This window comes from Enterococcus sp. AZ188, assembly GCF_050544075.1.
Classification (GTDB): domain Bacteria; phylum Bacillota; class Bacilli; order Lactobacillales; family Enterococcaceae; genus Enterococcus_D; species Enterococcus_D entomosocium.
Window position 1 is genome coordinate 3338463 of record NZ_CP172943.1, and the last position, 22523, is coordinate 3360985.

The window sequence follows — 22523 nt, forward strand, 5'->3', positions numbered from 1 at the left end:
CGTTTATGTTGCTTTCATATACCCCAGCAAAACACCGCCGATAATCACCAGCAGACAACCAATCACCACATACCGCAGTTCTTTTTTGGTTTTCTTTTCGCCGAGAATAAAAATCCCGCCTAGCGTTGAAATGATGATTCCCATCTGCGACAATGAGAAGCCCACCGCTAGTCCGACTTGCTGAACCGTGATCAGCATGCAGACATTGCCGATGCCCCATAACAATCCTGACAAGGTATTTTTCCCTACAAAACGGTCGACCTTCGTCTTTCTTAAAGCAAATAGGCTGGCACCGATCAGCATCCCGACACTTTGTGGCAAAATGATCGCCAATGGGTCCAATCCTGCCCAAGTAATCAAAATCGTATAGGCGCCGTACCCAATAGTGGATGAGATCAATGCCCGAAATCCTTTAGGAAAATCAAGCATCTTGCTGCCGGCTTCTACCGGACTTTCACCATCTTGGCGAGCGGTCAGATAAGCCCCGATCACCAATAAGATCAACGCGCTAACACCTAATGCATAATCGCGGGTCTGGGTCCATTCCGCAAAAAACAATGCACCGGCGACCGTATTTAAAATCAGCTGCATGCCGGTTGAAAGCGGCAGTCCAACAGACACACCTAAATATTTCATGCCATGGAATTGACCGTTTTGACCGACGGACCAAAAGAGACCAGACAAAAGACCGATCAAAATCACCTTTCCATCAATCACTGGCATCGTCACAAAATATACGACCAGAGAAAAGAAAAAGGCACCAATCGTCATTCCTAGCGTTTGCTGGTTCGCATCCCCGCCAAGTTTGGCACTTACTAAACCAATGCTGCCCCACGCAAACATTGGTACTAATGCAACGAGTATCTCCATTTCATTCATCCTTACCATTCAATTTTAAACACAGGCTTTAGTGTATCAGTGAAAACGTTCTAGGGACAAGTGATTTTTGTCAAAAAACACAAAAAGATACTCGAAAAAAAGCAGATTAGCGTTTTTCCTCATAATAACTCAACAAGGGAAAGAACAGCGTCATGGTGGTTCCTTTTCCAACTGTCGACGAAGCCGTTAGCTCGATGCCTAATTCCTTCGCTAAACTTTTCGCTAAAAAGAGCCCTAATCCCGTCGAGTGGGTGTCCGTTTGGCGCCCATTTTCGCCCGTAAAGCCTTTATCAAAGATGCGACGCATGTCTTCTTTAGGAATGCCGATCCCACTATCTTGCAAGTGGAGATAGGTTCCTTGGGCATCTTTTTCGATCCGAATTGTCAGCTGCCCATTTTGTGGTGTGTACTTAACGGCATTGCTGACCAATTGTCGAAAGATAAAGCCGAGCCATTTTTCATCGGTCAACACTTGCTGATCCTCACCTTCAACGGCATAGTGCAGGTTCTTTTGGATAAAATAATTTGCCTGACTGCGTAAAACCGGCTGGATGACGGCTTTCAATGAAATTTCTTGGACCAGATAATCTTTTGAAAAGCTGTCCAAACGGGCGACGTACAAGACTTGCTCGACGTATTCGTTCATGCGGTTCAATTCATTTTCTAGTAAGATGAATTTTTCATCTGGAATATCAAATTCGATCGAATGCAAAAGCAATCGTGATGCGGCTAAAGGTACTTTGATTTCATGGACCCACGAATCGATGTATTCCTTTTGTTCTTCTTGATTGCTGACGACTTGCTGCATCAATTCTTGGTGCTCTCGGATCAACTGATTGATGTAAGATTCGATCCGTTCTTCTTCCGCCGAGCGTGCTCCTTGCAAGTAGTTTTGCAGCAAGCTGTCTCCGGGCTTGGGGGTGATTTTTTGCCAAAAACGCCGCTTAGATAAGTAGCTGATTGCCAAAAAGAACACCATCAAGACACTTTGCATCAAAAAGAGATAGCCGACTGTACCCCAATCCATCGGGGAATGAGGAGTCAGCCAAAAAACTAAGACCGTCAACACGAAAAAGACCAGCCAGCCAATAAACAGCAGCCAACGATCTTTCAAAAAACTGCGCAAAACCCGCCACTTTGTCATGGTACGATATACCCTTGACCAACCTTGGTTTCAATGTAGCCATTCATCCCCGCTTGTTCGATTTTTCGTCGCAAACGATTGATATTGACCGTCAAGGTATTGTCATCTACAAAACGCTCGTCATCCCATAAGGCCCGCAAGAGTTTTTCACGACTTAAAATCTTGCCGTGATTTTTCATCAAAATATACAGCAGGCGGTATTCGTTTTTGCTAAGATCGATGCTTTCGCCATTGATATACATGCTGCTGTTGTCGATATTGAGGGTCAAACCGTTATGCACTAACGTCTCGCTGCTGCTTTCTACATAGTTGTAGGAACGGCGCAATAAGGCATTGATTTTTGCAATCAGAACGTCGATCTCAAAAGGTTTTGTCACAAAATCGTCCGCCCCCATATTCATGGCCATGATCATATCCATATTGGTATTGCGACTGGAAATAAAAATGATTGGTACTTTGGAAGCTTCGCGGATTTTTTGACACCAATAGTAGCCATCAAAAACCGGCAAATTAATATCCAGTAAAATCAGTTGGGGCTCTTGTTCTTCAAAGTCAGTCAACACTTGATGGAAATCCGTCGTGCCAAAGGTCTCAAACTGCCATTTTTCTAGTTCTTCGATAATCAGTTGGCGAATCACCGCTTCATCTTCTACTACCATTATTTTTGCCATATCCGTGAATTCCCTCACTTTGCGTAATTTTCTCCTCTTTACTTTATCAAATATCAAAAACGAATGCGAACATTAATCGCCGTTTTTAGCAAACCCTAAAAAACCTCTTCACTGTCCTGAGGAATCAGTGAAGAGGCAAACAAAAAACGGACGACTAGGTTACTCGATGATCTCAACAGTCTCAATTAGTAGTTTTCCGATAAACAATAAAATCCCATCGAAAAAAAGCACACTCATGTTGACACCTAATAGCATTGATAACCGTTCAACGACATCGATTTTTGGTCGTTTGTTCAAATAACGAAACAAGAAAAAATTCACACCATACGTCACTGCCATGATCAGCAGCATCAAGATCACCATTTTAGTTCCCTGCTTTTCTTCAAATTTTTGGTTGCTGTGCTAAAAACTGTGTCAGTTTACTTTGATCGATGGCTTCATACTGCGATAGGAAGCGACCGATTGCTTGAACGACTGCCGGTAGATGACCCGCTTCATCATTTTCGATCTGCAGCACCAGCAGTGGTTCGTGCAAGCTCATTCGCAGCAAGAACCAGCCTTGGCCATAGGGCGCTGTCAAGTTGATGCGAATGCCTTCCTCGTTTTCTGGATCGATCTGCCAGCCCGGTAGCAAATGATCGGCTAAATCCGCGATCACTTGGCGACCATAGTCTTGATAGTCGGCTTTTTGGATCGCAAAGCGCAATTCTTGGGTCTCGGCGGGTTGTTGCAACGCCGCGATCAGCTCATCCAGTGTCGTGCCTTGCTGTTGCAATTGTGGCAGCATCATCAAGAGCTTGGCGATCACGTACGCCCCGTCATCTAAAAAGAAATTTTCTTTAAACGCGGCATGCCCGCTGGTTTCGATGGCTAACTGTGTGTCCAGTCCTGCTTCATTCAATTCGATCGCTTTGTTGATCACATTACGATAGCCAGAAATATAGCGTACTTGCTGCCCTCCCAGTGCTTCGATAAAGGTTTTTAAATGATTAGAGGTTGGTGAATTAGTGACGATACGCGTGCCAGGGTGTTCCGCTAAGATGATCTTGCTTAATACAGCAATCATATTGTTGCGGTTCAATGGCTCACCGCTTTTGGTCACGACAGCCGAGCGGTCGACATCGGTATCGAAAATAATGCCTAGATCGGCTTGTTCTCGTAAGACGGCTTCACGAATACTTGCCATCGCCTCTTTATTGTCTGGATTAGGGATATGATTGGGAAAATGCCCATCCGGTTCTAAAAATTGCGAGCCATTCGTATCTGCCCCTAGCGGCAGCAACACTTTTTCAGCAAAAAAGCCGCCGGCACCATTGCCTGCATCAACAATGATCTTTAATCCAGCCAAAGGTTTTTCCTCACTGGTTCCCATCCCTTGGCGAATTTTTTGCAGTAGATCTTGGGCATAAGGCGTCAGCAGGTCTTTTTGCTGATAGCTTCCTTTTTCCGCTGCCTCATGAACGGTAGTGTGGGTCAAAATATAGTGGATATCCATTTTTTCGGCACCGCCTTGGCGGCTGAAAATTTTTATTCCATTAAAGTAATAAGGCAAATGACTCGCTGTCAGCATCACACCAGCATCACAGTCGAAATCCGCAAACTGTGTGCTCATAAACATGGCTGGTGTCGTTGCCAAGCCACAATCGATCACTGCCACGCCTTCTTGCTGCAGCTGTGCCATCAACACTTCTTGCAGTGCTTCGCCACTCAAGCGACTGTCACGACCGACCGCCACGCGAAAAGGTCCGCTGCCCTTTGTTTCCAACCAGTTGCGCAAGCCCGAAGCAACTTGCCGAACCGCTTGCTCCGTCAGCGTCACCTGTTCTTTTTCTGTTGCGATCGCAATCCCTCGGATATCAGAACCATTTTGCAAATCAACGATGTTCATTTCCTCCACCCCTTCTTGTAACCGGAATCAATTTTATTATACCAGAGAAAAAAGGAAATGAAATTGCTTTTTAGTATTTTTTACTATAAATAGTTTACTTTCCTTATTCTTTAAACGGAATCCCTTCCAGTTGCAGTAGTCGGCGTTTGGTTGCTAACCCGCCCCGATACCCCGTCAAGCGGCCGTTTTTTCCTAACACCCGATGACAAGGAACCACGATCATCATTGGGTTACGCCCCACTGCGTTGGCGACAGCTCGGACAGCGGTCGGACGTTGAATGCGCAGCGCCAAGTCACTGTACGTAGTGGTTTCACCATAAGGAATTTGGGTCAGTGCTTGCCAAACGGTTTGTTGAAACGGTGTCCCTACAAAATCAAACGCAAAAGTAAACGTCACTGGTTCCCCTGCAAAATAAGCTTGCAGCTGCGTTTCAATTACTGGATCAAGGTCAGCTATACTACTGATTTCAGCCAATGGAAAGAATTTGAGTAATTCATGATGATCCTGCTGCCGACCAAAATACACTAGCCCTTTTTCCGATTGGACCACCTCATACCATTCTTCGTCTAAAACGATCTTTGCCAATGCTAGTTTCATATTTTCACCTCGTGGAATCCATTTTCCGCAGCACAACTGCTTACGTGCTGCCGCCGTTCTACGGCTGTCTCAGTGACAGTATACCATTTTTTCGAGCTGCGCAAAAAAACCGACTGGCTTACTGCCAATCGGTCGTTGCAAACAAGGGGAAAATAGGCAGATCGCCAGTCGCTGCAGCTTCAAGCCGTAGCAATGGCAGAATCAATCCAATTCGATTTTCCCAGTATATAGCTGATAATAGGTGCCTTTTTCTGCCAACAGCGTTTCATGGGTCCCCCGCTCAATGATACGGCCATGATCCATCACCATGATGGCATCGGAGTTTTGGATTGTAGACAATCGATGGGCGATCACAAACACGGTCCGTCCAGACATCAAACGATCCATCCCTGATTGGACGATACGCTCTGTACGGGTATCGATGCTTGAGGTGGCTTCGTCTAAGATCATCACTGGCGGATCAGCGATCGCTGCGCGAGCAATTGCCAACAGCTGCCGTTGACCTTGGGAAAGCCCTTCGCCATCGCCCGTGATCACGGTGTCGTATTTTTCTGGCAAATGGTTGATAAACATGTCGGCATTGGCTAGTTTCGCTGCTGCCAGCACTTCTTCATCACTAGCATCCAGTTTTCCGAAGCGAATATTCTCGCGAATCGTTCCAGTAAACAAATGGGTGTCTTGCAAAACGATTCCTAATGAGCGACGGAGGGATTCCAGATGGATTTTTTCAATATTGATACCATCATAGCGAATCTTCCCATCTTGGATGTTGTAGAACCGATTGATCAGATTGGTAATCGTTGTCTTACCAGCACCTGTTGCACCAACAAAGGCAACTTTTTGCCCAGGCTCTGCATACAGATTGATCTCATGTAAGACCAGTTGATTATCGACATAGCCGAAATCAACATCTTCAAACCGCACGTCTCCCGTCACTTCCGTATAGGTAATGGTTCCATCCTCGTGGGGATGTTTCCACGCCCACGTGCCTGTTCGTTCTTTGGTTTCAACTAGTTGACCTTGCGACCATTTGGCATTGACCAGTGTGACGTAGCCATGATCGATTTCTGGCGTTTCATCTAATAGGTTGAAAATTCGCTCAGCACCGGCTAATGCCATGATCACAAAGTTGATTTGTTGTGATACTTGGCTGATAGGGCCATTCAATGAACGGCTCAGTTGCAAGAAAGAAGCGATCATCCCGACCGTCAGTCCAGAAACACCATTGATGGCAAACAGGCCACCAATGATGGCGATCAAGACATATTGGACATTTAGTAAGTTCATCATGATCGGCATCAAGGTATTGGCATTGACATTGGCTTTAGTGGCACTTTCTTGCAGTTGATCATTTAAGGCATCAAATTCTTCCATGACGATTTTTTCATGATTGAAGATTTTGACGACTTTTTGTCCGTGCATCATTTCTTCGATATACCCGTTGACAGCGCCTAAATCTCGTTGCTGTGCGCCAAAGAAGCGGCCGCTGCGGCGAGAAATGATGCGGATCACATTCAGCATCAAAATAACCGACAGCATCACGAACAGAGTCAATGGAACACTGATGGAGAACATGGCGATAAAGACAGAACAAAAGGTTACCGTCGCCATCATCAAGTTTGGAATACTTTGGGAGATCATTTGACGCAACGTGTCCGTATCGTTGGTAAAGTGACTCATGATGTCGCCATCTGAGCGGGCATCAAAGTAGCCGACTGGTAGAGACTGCATATGTGTAAACATTTGGTCACGGATTTTTTTCTGCGTGCCCTCACTGATCTTGACCATCATAAAGTTATAGATCAGTGCGGCCAAGATCCCAATCAGGTAGATGATCGCCATTTGGACGATCGCCCGAAACAAGCCGCCAAAATCAGGATTGGCTTGCCCTAAAAGCGGTGTGATATGATCGTCGATCACGACTTGTAAAAACAACGAACCACGAACGTTGGCAAAAGCACTTAACAAGATCATAACAACGACGAATAGGAGTTGTCCTTTGTAGTCGCCAAACATCGTTCGCAATAAACGTTTTAATGTACGCTTGGGATTTGCTGCTTGTCTATTCTTCACCTTCACCAAATCCTTTCTGCTGCGAATGGTACACTTCTTGATAGATGGCATTGTTTGCCAACAATTCTTCGTGGGTACCGATGCCATTGATTTTGCCATCATCCATTACGATGATCCGGTCGGCGTCTTCGATCGAATTGATCCGTTGGGAAATAATGATCGTCGTCGTTCCCGGAATTTCTCGTTTCAAGCCTTCGCGGATACTGCGATCGGTTTTGGTGTCGACGGCACTAGTAGAATCATCGAGAATCAAGATTTTCGGTTTCTTTAATAAGGCGCGAGCAATCGTCAACCGTTGTTTTTGCCCACCGGAAACATTGTTCCCTCCTTGTGAGATCTGCGTTTCATATTTATCAGGAAACTCTTGAATGAAGGGATCGGCTTGTGCAATCGTCGCCACGCGCTGGATCTCTTCATCCGACGCCTCTTCATTGCCCCAACGTAAATTGTCGTTGATGGTGCCGCTAAAGAGTACATTGTTTTGCAAGACCATACTTACTTGGTCCCGCAATGCTTCTAAATCATAGTCTCGAACATCATGACCGCCGACGATGACACGCCCTTCAATCACATCATATAAGCGCGGGATCAGCTGGACGAGGGTGGATTTCCCGCTCCCGGTTCCACCAATGATCCCAATGACTTCACCGGATTCGATGCGTAGATTCGCATCGGTCAGCGCCAACTTGTTTTTGTCATTGGCGTAACTAAAGCCGACATTTTCAAAAATGATGGAGCCGTCTTTGATTTCTTTGACTGGCTCGGCGGGATTTTTCAAGTCACTTTCTTCATCTAATACTTCCACGACCCGTTCTGCCGACGTTCGTGCGATCAAAATCTGCACGAAAGCCATCGACATCATCATCAAGCTCATCAAAATCTGCATCGTGTAGTTGAACATGCTGACTAATTCACCAGTCGTCAGGCTACTTTGTTCCACGATCAACTGGGCACCAAACCATGACAAGAGCAACATACATGTATAGACTGCAAATTGCATCAATGGCATGTTAAAAGAGACGATTCGTTGCGCAAGAGTGAAATTCCGATAAACATCGGTGGACACTTCGCCAAACAGTTCTTCTTGTTGTTCTTCCCGGACATACGATTTCACGACGCGAACCCCTTGTAGATTCTCTTGCACCACATTATTCAAGCGGTCATAAATGCGGAATACTTTTAGAAACAGCGGGTGGGCAAAACGAATCACTAAAGCAAGGCCAATCGCTAAAATCGGTAAAACAACTAAGTAGATCGTCATAAGCTCTGGGCTGATGGTGCTAACCATTGCAAGTGAGAAAATCAGAACTAACGGACTGCGGACCAGAATACGAATAATCATTTGATAAGCATTTTGGACGTTGGTCACGTCAGTGGTCAAGCGGGTGATCAAACTGGAGGAAGAAAAGCGGTCAATGTTTGAAAAGGAAAAATCTTGGATTCGGCGAAATAGATTGTGCCGCAGGTTGCGGGCAAAACCAGCCGAAGCGATCGCTGCCGTTCGTCCGCCAAGCGTTCCTAAAAGTAACGCGATCAAGGAACATAAAAAAAGCAAGCCGCCATCTCTTAGAATCACACCGGCGTCTCCTTTTTCGATCCCTTGGTCGATCATCATTGCCATGATCAGGGGCATAATGACATCTAAGGCAACCTCTCCTGCTACATACACAGGGGTCAGCAAGCTGTCCTTCTTATAGCTGCCAACATTCGCGAGTAATTTTTTTATCATTTGTTTCGTCCCTTCTATAGATGGCACTGCGGAGCCATTTTTTATCATTACCATCAAGTTTACTTTATCGATCCAGCGATTTCAAGCGGCTCGCTCGTGTTTTTTTTACAATTAGTAAGTAAAAACACCCTTCCAAAGAAGGGTGCTTACCTTTTGATGCTGTGTGAAAAAGTGTCGGTTGCGAGATTATTCGGCAGCAGATGAACCAGCGGTACTGACCGGTTCATCCGCCTCCCCGCCATCCTCTGCCGGCGGTGTTTGGGTACTGCCTTGCAGATTGCCGCGGCTGATACCGATGGTGATCCACGTTTCTAGGGGAATGAACTCGCCGTAGCTGCTCATTTCAACGACGGTTCCTTTTGGTTCCGCCGAATCGACATAGTAGATTTCGTAATAGACATTGGCGCCTTTTGATTTGTATTCATCAAAGAATAGTTTTGGCAAGTCGCCTTCCGTTGCTTGGAAACGGATGTCTTTCAAATACGGTCTGCCTAATGAGTAGACGACTTTGACAGTTGGCAAAGTATCGCTTTCGCTGTATTCTTTGCCCGCTTCCTCCGACTGACTCAAGAAACTACCATACGCCACTTGATCGGAATAGACCGTGCTGACTTGCAGCGGGATTTTTGATTCTAGTCCTTGGGCTTCTTCGATCGTGTATTGTGAAAAATCTGGAACGGTCAAAGCTTGGCCTTTTGAGACCTTCACCACAAATTCTTCTTTTTTCGCAAGTTTGCTACCTTTGACTGGTTCTTGTGAAACGACCAGATCCAGGGCGACACTGTCAGAAAAGACGGTTTCTTCTTTGTATTTCAAGTCATTCTTTTTCGCCCATTCAGAAGCTTCACTTTTGGCTTTGCCTGTAAAATCAGGTACTTCAATATTTTTTTCAAAGACTTCTTTGCCCTTTGAATAGTAGACACTCAAACGGTCTTTGCGTTTGTATTCGGCTAAATCAAGCTCTTTGTTGGCCGCCTCTTGTTTGATAAAAGCTTCTGCTGCTACATTGTCGTCAAATTGTTCGATCAAAGAGAGGTTTTCGGCTTTATTGCTAGCGATCCAATCTTTTGCTTCGGTCACTTGCATCGCTGAAAAATCCGGTAGCTCTAAGCGTTCTTCAGGATCAGGCCCGAGACTCGCCGTCAGTGTCAGTGTGGCACCCTTCTTGATTTTTTTCTCAGGGTCGACACTTTGGTCGATTACTTGGTTGACGTCTTTGTCAAAGTCATATTCTTGCTCCACTTTGATAGCGACGCCTTCTTCCATGCCCCACGTCCGCGCTTCTGACAGATCTTGGGCAGTGAAATCCGGCACCTTCACATGGGTCATCTGATAATAGACGATCCCGATCACGGCAACCGCCAAGGCGGTCAGTAAAGCAATCAGCAAGATTTTTTTCTGCTGACGCTTTTTGTAGGTCGGATCAAATTCCGTTTCTTCTTTACCAAAACGGCTGACTGGTTCCTTTGATGCTACCTTCTCAGTCGCAGAACTCGCCGCTTTTGCTTCAGTCGTCTGTGTTTGTTGACGGGCTGCCGAGCGACTCATCGGCTCACTAGCTGTCGGCTCTTCTGATTGGTGAACCGTCGTTGGCTCCGCTGGTTTGCTCGCTTGCTCCGCGCCTCTTGCATTTTGATCTCCGACAGGTTCGCTAGTTTTTTTCTCGCTATTGCCAGCGGATTTCTTTTTGCCATCATAGTTGTCCGGGCTAAAATTTGATAAAAAATCACTCATGTTTACTCAACACACCTTTACGTAAATACAAGACTTCATCCGCTTGTTGAGCGATCTCGTTAGCGTGGGTCACGACGATCACACATTTGTTGTGGACATGTGCCAGCTCCTTAAAGATATCGATGATCTCTTGTTCCATTTCTTCATCCAAATTCCCGGTTGGTTCGTCCGCTAAAATGATATCGACATTGGTGGCTAACGCCCGGGCGATCGCTACCCGCTGTTGTTCTCCACCAGATAATTGATTGACGAGCCGATCGGCTTTTTCTTTGGTGATGCCTATATAATCCAGCAAATTGTATGCCACTTCTCGCTGATTGTCTGGCAGCTGATTTTTCGTGATCGCCATCGGCACTAAGACATTTTCAACTGCACTCAAATAGGGAATCAGATTATAGCTTTGGAAAATGATACTGATGTCGTCGCGGCGATAATTTTCATGCCCAATTTTTTCGATATCGGTGCCTTCATAAAGTACTTGACCGCTTTTCGGACTATCCAACGCACTGATCAAGGATAAAAACGTCGTTTTTCCTGAACCAGATTGCCCTAAGATGGCATAGAAAGTCCCTTTTTCAAAAGAAACAGAGGTCTCTTTCAGTATATAGCGGCGCTGATCGCCGTCTTGGTAATAGTAATCGACTGCTTTGGTTTCTAATAAAGTCATCGTTGGTTCCTCCTACATCATGATTTTCTTTGGATTCAAGCGTAAAATATACAACAGCGGTAAAATAGCTGAGAACAAGACGGTTCCTAAACCTAACAGCAGATACGTAATGATGTAGCCTGCTGAGAAGGACACTTGATAGGCATTCTTGATATCCATGTAATCAATATCAGCTGCCATCAAACCGCCAGAATAAACACCGCCCATATCATTTTGATTGCTCATCCAATCGTTTTGCATCAAGGTATTTGAAACGGCACCACCTAATAAGTTCCCGGTCACTAAGGACAATAGCAGTGCGGCTAAACTAACCAGCAAGACTTCAATCACGATCTGTCCAATGACTTTCCCACGGCTTTCCCCTAAGGAGAGATAGATGCCCAATTCTTGTTTCCGATCTCGTAAGAAAAGCAAGACCACTAAGGAAATAATAAAGATGGTTGCGATCGACGCAATGATCACGATGTAATTTGCGATCACCCCTAACCGAGTAAAGCCACCGGCGATCTGCTCGTATTGATCCGTATTAGCAATGATACGATAATATTGGGGCAATAACGCACCGGCTTCTTGTTTAAAGGCTTCGACGTCATCCGTTGAATTTAGGACAAAGATCGGTTGATAATAGGCGTCTGACTCTTCTTCGATCACTTCTTGACCCCAAAGTTTTTCAGACTGCAATTTGTTAAAATCTTGCACTAAATTATTGCTAGCATAAAAGGTATTGATTTGTTCCATCACTTGCCATACCTGATCACTATTTTGTGAATCACTTTGATCTGATGAACTACTTTGATTGCTTTGATCCTTTTTAATTACAGAAAAGATCCCTGCAATGGTCACGGGATAATCAAAGGTCGCGACACGATTGCCACTCTCAGCCGTTTCGTCCGTCGCATCCTCACTATCATCACTTACTCCCTCGCTTGAACCACCTTCCATCATGACTTCTGCCCGTGTATCCCATACCAATTGATCACCGACACTCAGGTTATTCAATTCTGCGATCTCTTTACTGATCAATACCGCGTTCGTCAATTCACTGACATCTTTTTCTGTCAATCCCTCGCCTTCCTCCAAGCGAATCAAGCCTTCTTGCATGTCTAATGGCTCAACCAAATTTCCGCCCTTCAAAGAGAAGTAGTTGCCACCCATGCCGACCGATCCATCCTCCGGCGTATAGGCTTTCAATTTTGTTGTTTCTAACCAAGCTTGATTTTGGTAATCAAAATATTTCACATAGCTTAATTGACCGATTTGCTCATAAAGATCCAGCGCTGGTGGTTTCGGATAAAAATCTTCTTGTGACTGCTCTTCCTCCGAAGCATCCGCATGGTCTTTTTCAAAACCTTCCCAATCCATTTCCACCGTAGCTACGTTCCCCATTTTGCGTTTCGTCTCTCGCTCCACGTTGGCAGTGGATTGTTGAATTGCTACAGCACCAGCGATCACATTGCCTAAAATAAATAGAACTAAAAATAAAATAAATGATTTCCCTTTTCTTCTGGTGATACTCTTTAATGCACGCTGCCAAAAGTTCATTGTTATTTCCTCCAGTGACATTATTTTTTAACAATTATTCCATACTTCTCCCTCAAGAACAATCGCAATAAAGGATCGTTTTTCGAATTTAAAATATTAAAAAACGGGTGAAAAAGATATTTCCATTTAATAACCCTTATAAAAGAACAAGAAAAAGATGTTAAATAACAAATAAAAGAATGGGATTTTTGCTAACAGTTTTGTAAGATTTCCCGATTTCAACTTAGATTTCACTTGGATTCCATCAAAAATGCTTAGCGCTTTCGAGAGTATAAAAAAAACGAAGGAATTCTCCCACTCTTTTCCAGCGAGAAAATCCTTCGTTTTGTATTCCCTATTTTTCTTTCGTATCGATCACGATCGTCACCGGGCCATCATTGACCAAGGCGACTTGCATATCTGCGCCAAATTTTCCAGTAGCAACAGTGATGCCTTCGGCTTGTAAACCTTCATTAAAGGCTTCGTAAAGCGGGGTCGCAATACTTGGCGGTGCCGCTTGAATGAAACTAGGGCGATTGCCTTTCTTGGTCTCCCCATAAAGGGTGAACTGTGAAATACTCAAGACCGCGCCGTTTATGCTTTCCAGTGACCGATTCATTTTGCCCTCTTCGTCTTCAAAAACCCGCAGATTTTTGATTTTTCTTACGAGATAAGCCACATCGTCGCCTGTATCCTCATGGGTGATCCCCAACAAAACCATGAACCCTTGTTGGATCGCACCGACGATATTGTCCTCAATCGACACGCTTGCTTGACTGACTCGCTGGATCACTGCCCGCATTCTTTCTCACCCCTTCGTACGTCTGACGCTGTAAACATCTGGAATCTGCTTGATTTTATCAACGATCGATTTCAAATGAGTCAAATTCTGAATCGCCACCGTGATACGGATCGTTGCCATTTTGTCTTTATTGGTTTTGGCTTCGACACTCACTAAGCGTTTCGTGACGCTATTGACCGTCTGTAAGACATCGTTGAGCAACCCAGAACGATCATAGCCGTAGATCTCAAGATCGGCATCGTATTCTTTGTTGATGTCGGTGGCATCTTCCCACTCAACATCGATCAAACGGTTCGCTGCCTCTTTGTTTTGAACATTGGGACAATCGCTGCGGTGGATCGAGATTCCCCGCCCTTTAGTAATATAGCCGACGATCGAATCCCCAGGAACCGGATTGCAGCAGCGGGAGATGCGGATCAACAAGTTATCGACCCCTTCAATGACAATGCCGCCTTCGTGACGAACCTTCATTTTTTCTGGTTCTTTTTTCGCCGGTTGATTGATCATCTCTTGGACTTGCTGCTTTTGCTTCTCGATTTGTTTCTCGCGCCGTTCTTCTTCGGTCAAACGGTTGGCTAAGGTCGTGGGACTGACTTCCCCATAGCCGACAGAGGCAAACAGGTCATCTTCTGTTTGATAATTGAATCGTTCGCAAGCTTCCGCCATTTTGCTTTTCGTCAAGAATTCTTTTGGCACAAAGCCCATATCTTGTAAGGTACGAACCACTGCCTCATGTCCTTTGATGATATTCTCATCACGATCTTGGGCTTTAAAAAATCGTTTGATTTTGTTCTTCGCTTTGCTGGTAGCAACTAGTTTGACCCAGTCGCGGCTTGGCCCAAAGGAATTCGGTGATGTCAGAATCTCAATAATGTCGCCATTTTTCAGCTTATAGTCTAATTGGACCATTTTGCCGTTGACCTTGGCACCAGTAGTTTTGTTGCCGATGTCGGTATGGATGCTATAGGCAAAATCCAGTGGACTGGAGCCTTGAGGCAACTCCGTCACATCACCTTTTGGCGTAAATACATAGACTTTGTCGCTGAAAATGTCCCCTTTGACACCTTCCATAAATTCAGAAGCATCATAGCTTTCATCTTGTAGTTCCAAGATTTCGCGGAACCAGCCAACTTGTTGGGTCATCTTGTCGGCTTTGACTTTTTCCGTCTTACCTTCTTTATAGGCCCAGTGCGCAGCAACCCCAAATTCAGCGATCTCATGCATTTCATGGGTCCGAATTTGGATCTCGACAGGATTGCCTTTGGGACCAATGACCGTCGTATGCAGCGATTGGTACATGTTGGCTTTTGGCATAGCGATATAGTCCTTGAACCGCCCAGGCATTGGTTTCCATTTTGTATGGATCGTTCCCAAAACCGCGTAACAATCTTTGATGGAGTCAACGATCACTCGGATCGCCAACAAATCATAAATTTCATTGAACTGTTTCTTTTGGTCCTTCATTTTGCGATAGATCGAGTAAATATGCTTTGGTCGACCATAGATCTCAGCATAGATATCTAGTTCCTCCGTAGCGATCCGAATCTCTTCCACGGTTTCGGAAACGTAGGATTCCCGTTCTTCTCGTTTGGTCTGCATCAAATGCACGATTCGGTAATATTGCTGTGGATTCAAGTAACGCAAAGAAATATCTTCTAGTTCCCATTTGATTCGGCTGATCCCTAAACGATGAGCCAATGGGGCATAGATTTCCATCGTTTCTTGGGCGATGCGGCGTTGTTTGTCTTCCCGCAGATGTTTCAACGTACGCATATTATGTAAACGGTCAGCCAGTTTGACCATGATGACCCGTAAATCTTGCGCCATGGCGATCAACATTTTCCGATGATTTTCTGCTAATTGTTCTTCATGAGATTTGTACTTGATCTTACCCAGCTTGGTCACGCCATCCACTAGCATAGCTACATCGGCACCGAATTCTTCTTTCAGATCGGCTAACGTCACATCGGTATCTTCGACGACATCATGCAAAAAACCAGTTGCAACGGTATGAGGGTCCATCTGCAATTCTGCCAAGATCCCCGCAACTTGGATTGGATGAATAATGTAAGGCTCGCCGGATTTACGGAATTGTTCTTTATGGGCTTCTGTCGCGTAATCTAATGCTTTTTGGACAAAGGCAACGTGTTCTTCACTCATATAATGAGCGACCAATTTGATGACATTGGGCCCGGTCAATATAACTTCTTTTGCCATTCATTCCGCCTCCTGCTCTTCTTTTTTGTGCTATCAAAAAGGCAGACAGAAGTCACTGTTAACGTTTCGTCACGCACCCAAAGCCTTGCGGACAAACGTTCTAAGCATGGGACTCCTGTCTAACCTGCAGTTCTTATTTAGTAGTATTATTATACAAATTTTTCAGCTATTTTTCAATCGCTGTTGTTCAAAGCATATCGGGTGCTGGCTGGTCCTTAAGCAATTCTTCAAAAACATGATACGAGAGCCCGATTTTCTCAGCGCCGGCAGCCTGTAGTGATTCCAGAGATTGTTCATCGACCGTATCGGGATTGATCTGGATCGACAGTTGACTGCCACCATCTAAGGAAAACAAGCTCACGTCATGCAATGCTTCTGCTAGTGGTTGTTTTTGTCCTAACACGATCTTTGGCCATGCTTCTTCTTTCAAGCGTTGTGCCACTTGGATCTTCGTCAATTCATTCATGATCTCGGTTTGCACAGCTAAGCGGATCTCCCCTCCTGTCAAGGTCAAGGAGCGGATCGTTTCGGTCAACTCCGCAAAGCCACGATCATTTTCCATGAAGGAAGAAGCCGGTAGCCAGACTTCCAAAAAATCGGCACCTTCCATAAACGCCCGACCGATTTCAAACGCTACCTTTGCCAGTGTTCCTTGGGCAAGGGGGTAATCGATCACTGCGCCGATTTGTAAGGAAGAGCCTTGTGCCAAGATTTTCGCCCGCCGAATGGCACTAGGCAAAACGACGACTTCCTTTAAAGCCGTTTTATATTGATTGATAAAATCCTTCAAGACCCAGTCGGTCAGATCGGCCGTCAACAAACGGACACTGATTGCTTCTTGGTTCTTATTCATCAACTCACATCCTCTTTAATTCCGTTAGCACACTGACAGCACTTAAAAAATAAAACGGTGCTGTTTCTGTTCGTAAAATCCGAGGGCCTAACCCGCATAATTTAGCGTTGTTTTCCTGGGCTCCTTCGATTTCGGAGGGGGTCAGACCGCCTTCTGGGCCAAAGATCGCTAAAACTTTGCTACCAACGGGCAATTCGGTGATCACTTGCAGCAGCATCGCTGCTTCTCCTTGCTTGGCTGATTCTTCATAAGCCACTAGGACCGCATCGTACTGACTGAGGCTTTGCCAAAATGCTTTGGCGTTATCCAGCAGTGTGATGGCTGGTGCGATCTGCCGTTGGGATTGCTCCGCCGCTTCTTGGGCGATTTTTTGCAGCCGCTGCTGCTTTTTCTGTAACTTCTTTTGATCCCATTTCACGACCGAAGTTTGCGCAGGAAAACCGATAAATGCTGCCGCCCCAAGTTCCGTGCCTTTTTGAACGATCAAGTCCAGCTTGTCGCCTTTCGGGTAGCCGCTAGCGATCGTGACCTGCAGCGGCAATTCCTTGTCCTGCTGTTCTTTTTCGACTTCCTCTAAGTAAACCGTTTCTTCATCGGCCTCTTTGATCTTGGCGATGATCGCCAAATGATCATCAAAAACTAAACCGACTTTCGTGCCGGGAGTCATGCGCATCACTCGGATCATATGGTGGAAGGGTTCTCCCGAAACGGCAAACACCGCTTTTGCTTCATAAGGCTCCTGTAAAAAATATCGCTGCATCTTACTCTACCTCTGGTTTTTTAAAGGCGATCGCATACCAGTCTTTTTGATTGAACAATTGATCGATCTCAAAGCCTTGTGCGATCATGGCATCGATCACTAATTGTTTTTTCGTCTCAATGATCCCAGAAACGATCAAGGTGCCCTCTTGCTTCAATAAACGCCATGCATCAGGGATCATCAATAAAATGATATCCGCTAAAATATTGGCAACGATAAGATCAGCAGGGACCGTCACCCCTTGCAAAAGGTCATTGGCTTGCACGGTCACATCGTGAGCAATGGGGTTCATCGCCATATTTTCTTGGGCGGACCTCACAGCGACTTCATCTAGATCATAAGCAAACACGTCTTTGGCACCTAAATATTTGCTGGCGATACTTAACACCCCTGAGCCCGTCCCGACATCTAAGACGGTTTCACCGCCCCGCAAGTAGACTTCTAGGGCTTGTAATGTCAAGCGTGTCGTAGGATGCGTGCCGGTCCCAAAAGCCATTCCCGGATCAAGGGTGATGATCTTTTCATCTTCTTGCAGCGGTTGATAGTTTTCCCAGCTCGGCACGATCGTCAGATAGCGGGAGATACGGACTGGATGGTAATATTTTTTCCAGGCCGTTGCCCATGCTTCTTCCACGACCTCGCTCGTTGTGATGGTGTTTTTGCCGATTGCCAAACCATACTCCGGCAGACGGTCGATGGCTGCTTTGATCGTCGGCAGCACTTCTGGCAAAAAAATCGTCTCTGGGAAATAGGCACTGACTTGCGCACCTTCTTCTAAGGTCGTATAGGTTTCTTTATCCAAAATTTCGCCATACGCATCGCTTTTAAAATTTTCGACATCTAAAACGTCCTCGATCGCTACCCCACTTGCTCCGTGTTCCATTAAAATATTGGCGACTGCTTCCACTGCTTCGCTAGCTGTCGCTACGGTTACTTCATTCCATTTCATGTTCGTTCTCCTTAGTAACTAGGGTACGGGATCATGGTTTCCCCAGCCCCGGCTTGATAGTTCGTCATTTTCTCCACAAATGCTTCTTCGTTGAATCGCAATTCAAAGATCGCTTCTTCACTGTCATCGTTCAAGAAATCAAGCAGATCGCTTTGGCCTTCTTCTAAAATTTCTTGAATGTAATCAACCAATCCGTCTAACAACGCTTTTTGGATCCCTTTTTTTCCTGCATAAGGAATCGTCGCTAAATAATCTTCTTCATCAAACGTTGATTTTTGTGGATCATACAACAAAATCCCATCTTCAAATTCAATGATCGCTTCCTCTGATGCCACACCTTGCGCATCGTCGATTTGGACTTGTTGAGGATTTTCGGCAAACAAGCGCAACACCAATTCGATGGTATGATTTTTGGCATCCCAATCGATCGCCACATCATAATCGGAAATTTTTTTCGTTAATCGCTGATCTAAGTAAGTCAATATCGTTTCTTTCGCCATCACTATTCCTTCTTTCTAGCCAGCCATGATCTTGCTGAACAGCGGCTTTTCGTATATTTGTTAAATAAGGATTACCAGCTACCGCAAATCGAAGCGGCATCTGAGTCCACTCCCCTTTGTTCGGGATACCAATTCGAGGCAATGCCAAAATTTCTTTTGGGGTACGTCGGCGCTCAGGAACCAAATGCAGCGGACTCGTAAAAATCGATTCGCCGTAAAGCTCAGCTGGAATCTGTAGTGCCTGTACTAGTTTCCCGGGGCCATTGGCTACATCCGGTCCCGTTTTTTGTCGCTGTTGTTCCATCAAGTCAATCCCATCCACCGGTTCTAGCCCGCGAATCATGATTCCTTGTGGGATGCCTTTTGGTTGCGTAATAAAGTTGACAATTCGATGCGTATGCATCGTATATAAATAAATCGTGCCGGGTTCCTGATACATCGCCCGAACCCTTGGTGTGTTTCGCATGCCCACACTATGAGCCGCCAGATCATCGGGACCTAGATACGCTTCACAATCCACGATATACCCACCTAATGTTCCTTCTGGGGTCTCATGTTCCAAATACATTCCTAATAAGGCACGTGCGATGGTCGTTGTCGGCTGTGTCGCAAATAGTGCCATTAATTCATCCATTCTCATCACCCTCTTTATTCTACACAATTCTCGGTCAACTTACTATCTTTGACTACAGAGTTGCGGTGATCTCAACGATTTCTTTTCAACGAACCTGTTTTTTGCTGACTGAGTGGAAAATACGCGCCCTTTTGTTTTCGTAAGGACGCAAATCAGCTTGTTTATGAGAATGTACGTTCTTATGTTATACTTACAGGAAAAGGAGAGGATCGTTTTATGCAGCAGCCACTTGCTTATCGAATGCGGCCACGGAACTTAGATGAAGTCGTCGGACAGCAGCATTTGGTTGGCCCGGGGAAAATCATTCGCCGAATGGTCGAAGCCAAAATGCTTTCTTCGATGATTCTATACGGACCGCCGGGAACCGGAAAAACCAGCATTGCCAGTGCGATCGCCGGCTCGACACGCTATGCGTTTCGCATGCTGAACGCCGCCACAGATACAAAAAAAGACCTGCAAATCGTGGCAGAGGAAGCAAAAATGAGCGGTACTGTCATTTTATTGCTTGATGAAGTCCATCGACTAGACAAGACAAAACAAGACTTTTTACTGCCCCATTTAGAAAGCGGCAAGATTATTATGATCGGTGCCACGACGGAAAATCCCTACATTACGATCAATCCAGCGATTCGCAGTCGGACACAGATTTTTGAAGTCAAACCGCTCCAAGAAGAAGATATTTTGACCGCCATTGATCAAGCTTTAGCAGATGAAACTCGCGGACTTGGATCAGAAACCATCGTATTGACCGATGATGCCCGCTTGCATCTTTCGCGAGCGACCAACGGTGATTTACGAAGCGCCCTCAATGGCTTAGAACTCGCTGCCCGTTCCACACCAAAAGGACCAGACGGCATTATTCATTTGACCTTAGCGATCATCGAAGAGTGCGTACAGCGCAAAGCATTGACCCATGATAAAGATGGGGATGCGCACTATGATGTGATCTCTGCTTTTCAAAAATCGATTCGCGGCAGCGATGTGGATGGTGCGCTGCATTACTTAGGTCGTTTAGTAGAGGCAGGCGATTTGGCGATCATTTGTCGGCGCTTGATGGTCATCGGTTATGAAGACATCGGTTTAGCTAACCCAGCAGCCGCTGCTCGAACCGTCAATGCTGTGTTAGCCGCTGAACGTTTGGGCTTGCCGGAAGCTCGGATCCCTTTGGCCGATACGGTGGTCGATCTATGTTTGTCACCAAAATCCAACTCGGCCTACATGGCATTGGATGCAGCGATCGCAGATATTCGTAGCGGTAAAGCTGGCGATGTCCCGGATCATTTACGAGACAGTCATTACAAAGGCGCCGAAAGCTTGAATCGAGGAGTTGGCTATCAATACCCACATAATTTTGATGATGCATGGGTCGATCAGCAATATTTACCTGATAAGCTAAAAGGTACCCACTATTATCAACCGAAAGCCACCGGTAAATATGAGCAAGCGTTGGGCCAACGGTACCAACAATTGCAGCAACGAAAGAAAAAAAACTAGGTGCTTAGAAAAAATAGTGACTTTTTGGTATCGTTTTCAAACAACTTTATTGCACCTTCGTCATTCCTATGCTACTATAAGGGTGGGAATTCTGTGATGTACGAGTTGTCCCTTTTGTGTGTTGACCGAACATTTTTATTGATATCTTGGGATCCGTCTTGTGTCAATGCTGGTAACATGCCTTTTCCTTTGGTAGTTCGAAGCTTAGACCGTGGAACCCACCTGCTAGAATTTGCGGGATCAATACTATGGGAAAAAGAACGGCATCAACGGATATTACCCATTCTTTTTAGAATGTGCCATCTGTTTTTAACAGATGGCTTTTTTGTGTTTTCTAGCCGTTAGAAACCGTGCAACGTCCTCCATCTGATATCAAAGTAAGGGTGGCTTTTGCTATTCTTTCTAGGGTTCGCTATACTAAACCTATCAACTTAGAATAGGATGGCGTATGTTTATGATTCTTCTATTATTTACGATCGTGGCACTCGTATTATTCGGCACCAGTTATTTGCTTTATGCCAAACAAGCGATTTTTTTCACTTTGATCCCTACTACTGAGGCGAATAAAGTCTTCTTAAAAACCTATAGCCTCATTCATTTCCTTTTAGGCGTAGTGGCATTGGTTGTGGGCTTTGTCGATAGAGAGCTGATTGCCTTGTTTTATTTGGCGTTGTTGCTGCTCTCTTCCGCTTCGTTCAGCATCTTGCTGGCACAAAAAATGAAAAAAAAGGAAGATTAGGTTTTCTTTTTCCAGAAAAAAGCATTACAATAAAAGTAGAAGATAACAGATGGGAGTGTTTCTTATGTTACAACAATATCAACGAATCATGGTAGCCGTCGATGGGTCTAGCGAGTCAGAATTAGCCTTCAAAAAAGCCGTGAACGTGGCACAGCGGAATGATTCTGAATTGGTTTTAGCACATGTGATCGACACTCGGGCCTTTCAAACCGTTTCTTCTTTTGACGGCATGCTTGCTGAGCAAGCAACCGAAATGGCCAAACAAACTTTGAAAGACTATGAGGATTATGCCCGCAAACACCAAGTAACTGCAGTCAAAACAGTGATTGAATACGGCTCGCCAAAACCAATCATTGCCAAACAATTGCCCGAAGATCACAACATCGATTTGATTATGATCGGTGCCACTGGTTTAAATGCCGTGGAACGAATCTTTATCGGTTCCGTGTCTGAGTATGTCATTCGCCATGCTGGCTGTGATGTGTTAGTTGTGCGGACAGATCTAGAAAACAAAATCCCAGAAAAAGACCACACCAAAGCTTGATAGCTAGACGACCTGCCGACGAACGGCAGGTTTTTTTGTGCAAAAAAAACCGTGACAAAAGCAAAAGAGTCAACGAGCACTTAGGTCTCATCGGTCTTTTTGCCTTTGGTCACAGCTCTTTGACAAG

General features: G+C 45.2%; 21 protein-coding genes and 1 other RNA gene. 4 read left to right on the forward strand and 18 right to left on the reverse strand.

Annotated features, from left to right (window positions below):
• Nucleotides 1-3: 3 nt before the first annotated feature.
• The 18 genes from IGI86_RS15330 to IGI86_RS15415 all read right to left on the reverse strand — a co-directional run bounded on the left by IGI86_RS15330 (nucleotide 4) and on the right by IGI86_RS15415 (nucleotide 19619).
• Complete coding sequence (locus IGI86_RS15330) at nucleotides 4-870, reverse strand: GRP family sugar transporter (RefSeq protein WP_008379298.1); 867 nt, start codon at nucleotides 868-870, stop codon at nucleotides 4-6.
• Nucleotides 871-985: 115 nt separating this feature from the next.
• Nucleotides 986-2023, reverse strand: a complete 1038-nt coding sequence (sapS, locus tag IGI86_RS15335; RefSeq protein WP_016621950.1) for a two-component system sensor histidine kinase SapS — start codon at nucleotides 2021-2023, stop codon at nucleotides 986-988.
• The gene (gene sapR, locus IGI86_RS15340; RefSeq protein ID WP_005227794.1) at nucleotides 2020-2694 is read right to left on the reverse strand and encodes a two-component system response regulator SapR; all 675 of its coding nucleotides are present in this window, start codon (nucleotides 2692-2694) and stop codon (nucleotides 2020-2022) included. Before sapR ends, sapS begins: the two co-directional genes overlap by 4 nt.
• A 159-nt stretch (nucleotides 2695-2853) precedes the next feature.
• Nucleotides 2854-3057, reverse strand: a complete 204-nt coding sequence (locus tag IGI86_RS15345; protein WP_005227790.1) for a hypothetical protein — start codon at nucleotides 3055-3057, stop codon at nucleotides 2854-2856.
• A gap of 19 nt (nucleotides 3058-3076) precedes the next feature.
• Nucleotides 3077-4582 carry a phosphomannomutase/phosphoglucomutase gene (locus IGI86_RS15350; protein ID WP_194199190.1) on the reverse strand — a complete coding sequence of 502 codons (1506 nt, stop codon included), beginning with the start codon at nucleotides 4580-4582 and terminating at the stop codon, nucleotides 3077-3079.
• Nucleotides 4583-4685: 103 nt separating this feature from the next.
• On the reverse strand, nucleotides 4686-5180 hold the full coding sequence (locus tag IGI86_RS15355) for a methylated-DNA--[protein]-cysteine S-methyltransferase (protein WP_005233483.1): 495 nt from the start codon (nucleotides 5178-5180) through the stop codon (nucleotides 4686-4688).
• Between the two features lie 201 nt (nucleotides 5181-5381).
• Nucleotides 5382-7304 (reverse strand): ABC transporter ATP-binding protein, encoded by a 1923-nt coding sequence (locus tag IGI86_RS15360; RefSeq protein ID WP_422709003.1) that lies wholly within the window; start codon nucleotides 7302-7304, stop codon nucleotides 5382-5384.
• Nucleotides 7243-8982, reverse strand: coding sequence for an ABC transporter ATP-binding protein (locus IGI86_RS15365; RefSeq protein WP_034878268.1), 1740 nt, complete (start codon nucleotides 8980-8982; stop codon nucleotides 7243-7245). The genes IGI86_RS15360 and IGI86_RS15365 overlap by 62 nt, the downstream gene beginning before the upstream one ends.
• A gap of 186 nt (nucleotides 8983-9168) precedes the next feature.
• Nucleotides 9169-10716, reverse strand: a complete 1548-nt coding sequence (locus IGI86_RS15370) for a PASTA domain-containing protein (protein ID WP_430617522.1) — start codon at nucleotides 10714-10716, stop codon at nucleotides 9169-9171.
• Nucleotides 10709-11383, reverse strand: coding sequence for an ABC transporter ATP-binding protein (locus tag IGI86_RS15375; RefSeq protein WP_005227776.1), 675 nt, complete (start codon nucleotides 11381-11383; stop codon nucleotides 10709-10711). Before IGI86_RS15375 ends, IGI86_RS15370 begins: the two co-directional genes overlap by 8 nt.
• Before the next feature lie 12 nt (nucleotides 11384-11395).
• A complete protein-coding gene (locus tag IGI86_RS15380) occupies nucleotides 11396-12946 on the reverse strand; it encodes an ABC transporter permease (protein ID WP_140966116.1) in 1551 nt (516 codons plus the stop codon).
• Nucleotides 12947-13259: 313 nt separating this feature from the next.
• Nucleotides 13260-13706: a D-aminoacyl-tRNA deacylase gene (dtd, locus tag IGI86_RS15385; RefSeq protein ID WP_008382058.1), complete on the reverse strand. Its 447-nt coding sequence runs from the start codon at nucleotides 13704-13706 to the stop codon at nucleotides 13260-13262.
• 6 nt (nucleotides 13707-13712) lie between these two features.
• Nucleotides 13713-15923 (reverse strand): RelA/SpoT family protein, encoded by a 2211-nt coding sequence (locus IGI86_RS15390; RefSeq protein WP_087664552.1) that lies wholly within the window; start codon nucleotides 15921-15923, stop codon nucleotides 13713-13715.
• A gap of 187 nt (nucleotides 15924-16110) precedes the next feature.
• Nucleotides 16111-16776 (reverse strand): deoxyribose-phosphate aldolase, encoded by a 666-nt coding sequence (locus IGI86_RS15395; protein ID WP_194199187.1) that lies wholly within the window; start codon nucleotides 16774-16776, stop codon nucleotides 16111-16113.
• A 4-nt stretch (nucleotides 16777-16780) separates the two neighbouring features.
• Nucleotides 16781-17536, reverse strand: coding sequence for a 16S rRNA (uracil(1498)-N(3))-methyltransferase (locus IGI86_RS15400; RefSeq protein WP_430617523.1), 756 nt, complete (start codon nucleotides 17534-17536; stop codon nucleotides 16781-16783).
• A gap of 1 nt (nucleotide 17537) precedes the next feature.
• Nucleotides 17538-18485, reverse strand: a complete 948-nt coding sequence (prmA, locus tag IGI86_RS15405; RefSeq protein ID WP_005233456.1) for a 50S ribosomal protein L11 methyltransferase — start codon at nucleotides 18483-18485, stop codon at nucleotides 17538-17540.
• Between the two features lie 11 nt (nucleotides 18486-18496).
• Nucleotides 18497-18985: a DUF3013 family protein gene (locus tag IGI86_RS15410; RefSeq protein WP_034872159.1), complete on the reverse strand. Its 489-nt coding sequence runs from the start codon at nucleotides 18983-18985 to the stop codon at nucleotides 18497-18499.
• On the reverse strand, nucleotides 18921-19619 hold the full coding sequence (locus IGI86_RS15415) for a DNA-3-methyladenine glycosylase (RefSeq protein ID WP_430617524.1): 699 nt from the start codon (nucleotides 19617-19619) through the stop codon (nucleotides 18921-18923). The genes IGI86_RS15410 and IGI86_RS15415 overlap by 65 nt, the downstream gene beginning before the upstream one ends.
• 216 nt (nucleotides 19620-19835) lie before the next feature.
• On the opposite strand from IGI86_RS15415, the gene IGI86_RS15420 reads away from it, so the two are divergent.
• The 4 genes from IGI86_RS15420 to IGI86_RS15435 all read left to right on the forward strand — a co-directional run bounded on the left by IGI86_RS15420 (nucleotide 19836) and on the right by IGI86_RS15435 (nucleotide 22396).
• Nucleotides 19836-21113: a replication-associated recombination protein A gene (locus IGI86_RS15420; RefSeq protein ID WP_008382049.1), complete on the forward strand. Its 1278-nt coding sequence runs from the start codon at nucleotides 19836-19838 to the stop codon at nucleotides 21111-21113.
• An 85-nt stretch (nucleotides 21114-21198) separates the two neighbouring features.
• A non-coding RNA gene (ssrS, locus tag IGI86_RS15425) (6S RNA) lies at nucleotides 21199-21393 on the forward strand.
• Between the two features lie 168 nt (nucleotides 21394-21561).
• Nucleotides 21562-21852: a hypothetical protein gene (locus IGI86_RS15430; protein WP_005233435.1), complete on the forward strand. Its 291-nt coding sequence runs from the start codon at nucleotides 21562-21564 to the stop codon at nucleotides 21850-21852.
• 64 nt (nucleotides 21853-21916) lie between these two features.
• Nucleotides 21917-22396, forward strand: a complete 480-nt coding sequence (locus IGI86_RS15435; protein ID WP_008382048.1) for a universal stress protein — start codon at nucleotides 21917-21919, stop codon at nucleotides 22394-22396.
• Nucleotides 22397-22523 lie beyond the last annotated feature (127 nt).

Excerpts from the sequence above, each read along its gene's own strand:
- IGI86_RS15360 (WP_422709003.1), bottom strand. The coding sequence starts at position 7,304 with ATGCCATCTATCAAGAAGTGTACCATTCGCAGCAGAAAGGATTTGGTG.
- sapS (WP_016621950.1), bottom strand. The coding sequence starts at position 2,023 with ATGACAAAGTGGCGGGTTTTGCGCAGTTTTTTGAAAGATCGTTGGCTG.
- prmA (WP_005233456.1), bottom strand. The coding sequence starts at position 18,485 with ATGAAATGGAATGAAGTAACCGTAGCGACAGCTAGCGAAGCAGTGGAA.
- IGI86_RS15390 (WP_087664552.1), bottom strand. The coding sequence starts at position 15,923 with ATGGCAAAAGAAGTTATATTGACCGGGCCCAATGTCATCAAATTGGTC.
- IGI86_RS15380 (WP_140966116.1), bottom strand. The coding sequence starts at position 12,946 with ATGTCACTGGAGGAAATAACAATGAACTTTTGGCAGCGTGCATTAAAG.
- IGI86_RS15410 (WP_034872159.1), bottom strand. The coding sequence starts at position 18,985 with ATGGCGAAAGAAACGATATTGACTTACTTAGATCAGCGATTAACGAAA.
- IGI86_RS15430 (WP_005233435.1), top strand. The coding sequence starts at position 21,562 with ATGTTTATGATTCTTCTATTATTTACGATCGTGGCACTCGTATTATTC.
- sapR (WP_005227794.1), bottom strand. The coding sequence starts at position 2,694 with ATGGCAAAAATAATGGTAGTAGAAGATGAAGCGGTGATTCGCCAACTG.
- IGI86_RS15345 (WP_005227790.1), bottom strand. The coding sequence starts at position 3,057 with ATGGTGATCTTGATGCTGCTGATCATGGCAGTGACGTATGGTGTGAAT.
- IGI86_RS15420 (WP_008382049.1), top strand. The coding sequence starts at position 19,836 with ATGCAGCAGCCACTTGCTTATCGAATGCGGCCACGGAACTTAGATGAA.
- IGI86_RS15370 (WP_430617522.1), bottom strand. The coding sequence starts at position 10,716 with ATGAGTGATTTTTTATCAAATTTTAGCCCGGACAACTATGATGGCAAA.
- IGI86_RS15365 (WP_034878268.1), bottom strand. The coding sequence starts at position 8,982 with ATGATAAAAAAATTACTCGCGAATGTTGGCAGCTATAAGAAGGACAGC.
- IGI86_RS15330 (WP_008379298.1), bottom strand. The coding sequence starts at position 870 with ATGGAGATACTCGTTGCATTAGTACCAATGTTTGCGTGGGGCAGCATT.
- IGI86_RS15355 (WP_005233483.1), bottom strand. The coding sequence starts at position 5,180 with ATGAAACTAGCATTGGCAAAGATCGTTTTAGACGAAGAATGGTATGAG.
- IGI86_RS15400 (WP_430617523.1), bottom strand. The coding sequence starts at position 17,536 with ATGCAGCGATATTTTTTACAGGAGCCTTATGAAGCAAAAGCGGTGTTT.
- IGI86_RS15375 (WP_005227776.1), bottom strand. The coding sequence starts at position 11,383 with ATGACTTTATTAGAAACCAAAGCAGTCGATTACTATTACCAAGACGGC.
- IGI86_RS15435 (WP_008382048.1), top strand. The coding sequence starts at position 21,917 with ATGTTACAACAATATCAACGAATCATGGTAGCCGTCGATGGGTCTAGC.
- IGI86_RS15415 (WP_430617524.1), bottom strand. The coding sequence starts at position 19,619 with ATGGATGAATTAATGGCACTATTTGCGACACAGCCGACAACGACCATC.
- IGI86_RS15395 (WP_194199187.1), bottom strand. The coding sequence starts at position 16,776 with ATGAATAAGAACCAAGAAGCAATCAGTGTCCGTTTGTTGACGGCCGAT.
- dtd (WP_008382058.1), bottom strand. The coding sequence starts at position 13,706 with ATGCGGGCAGTGATCCAGCGAGTCAGTCAAGCAAGCGTGTCGATTGAG.
- IGI86_RS15350 (WP_194199190.1), bottom strand. The coding sequence starts at position 4,582 with ATGAACATCGTTGATTTGCAAAATGGTTCTGATATCCGAGGGATTGCG.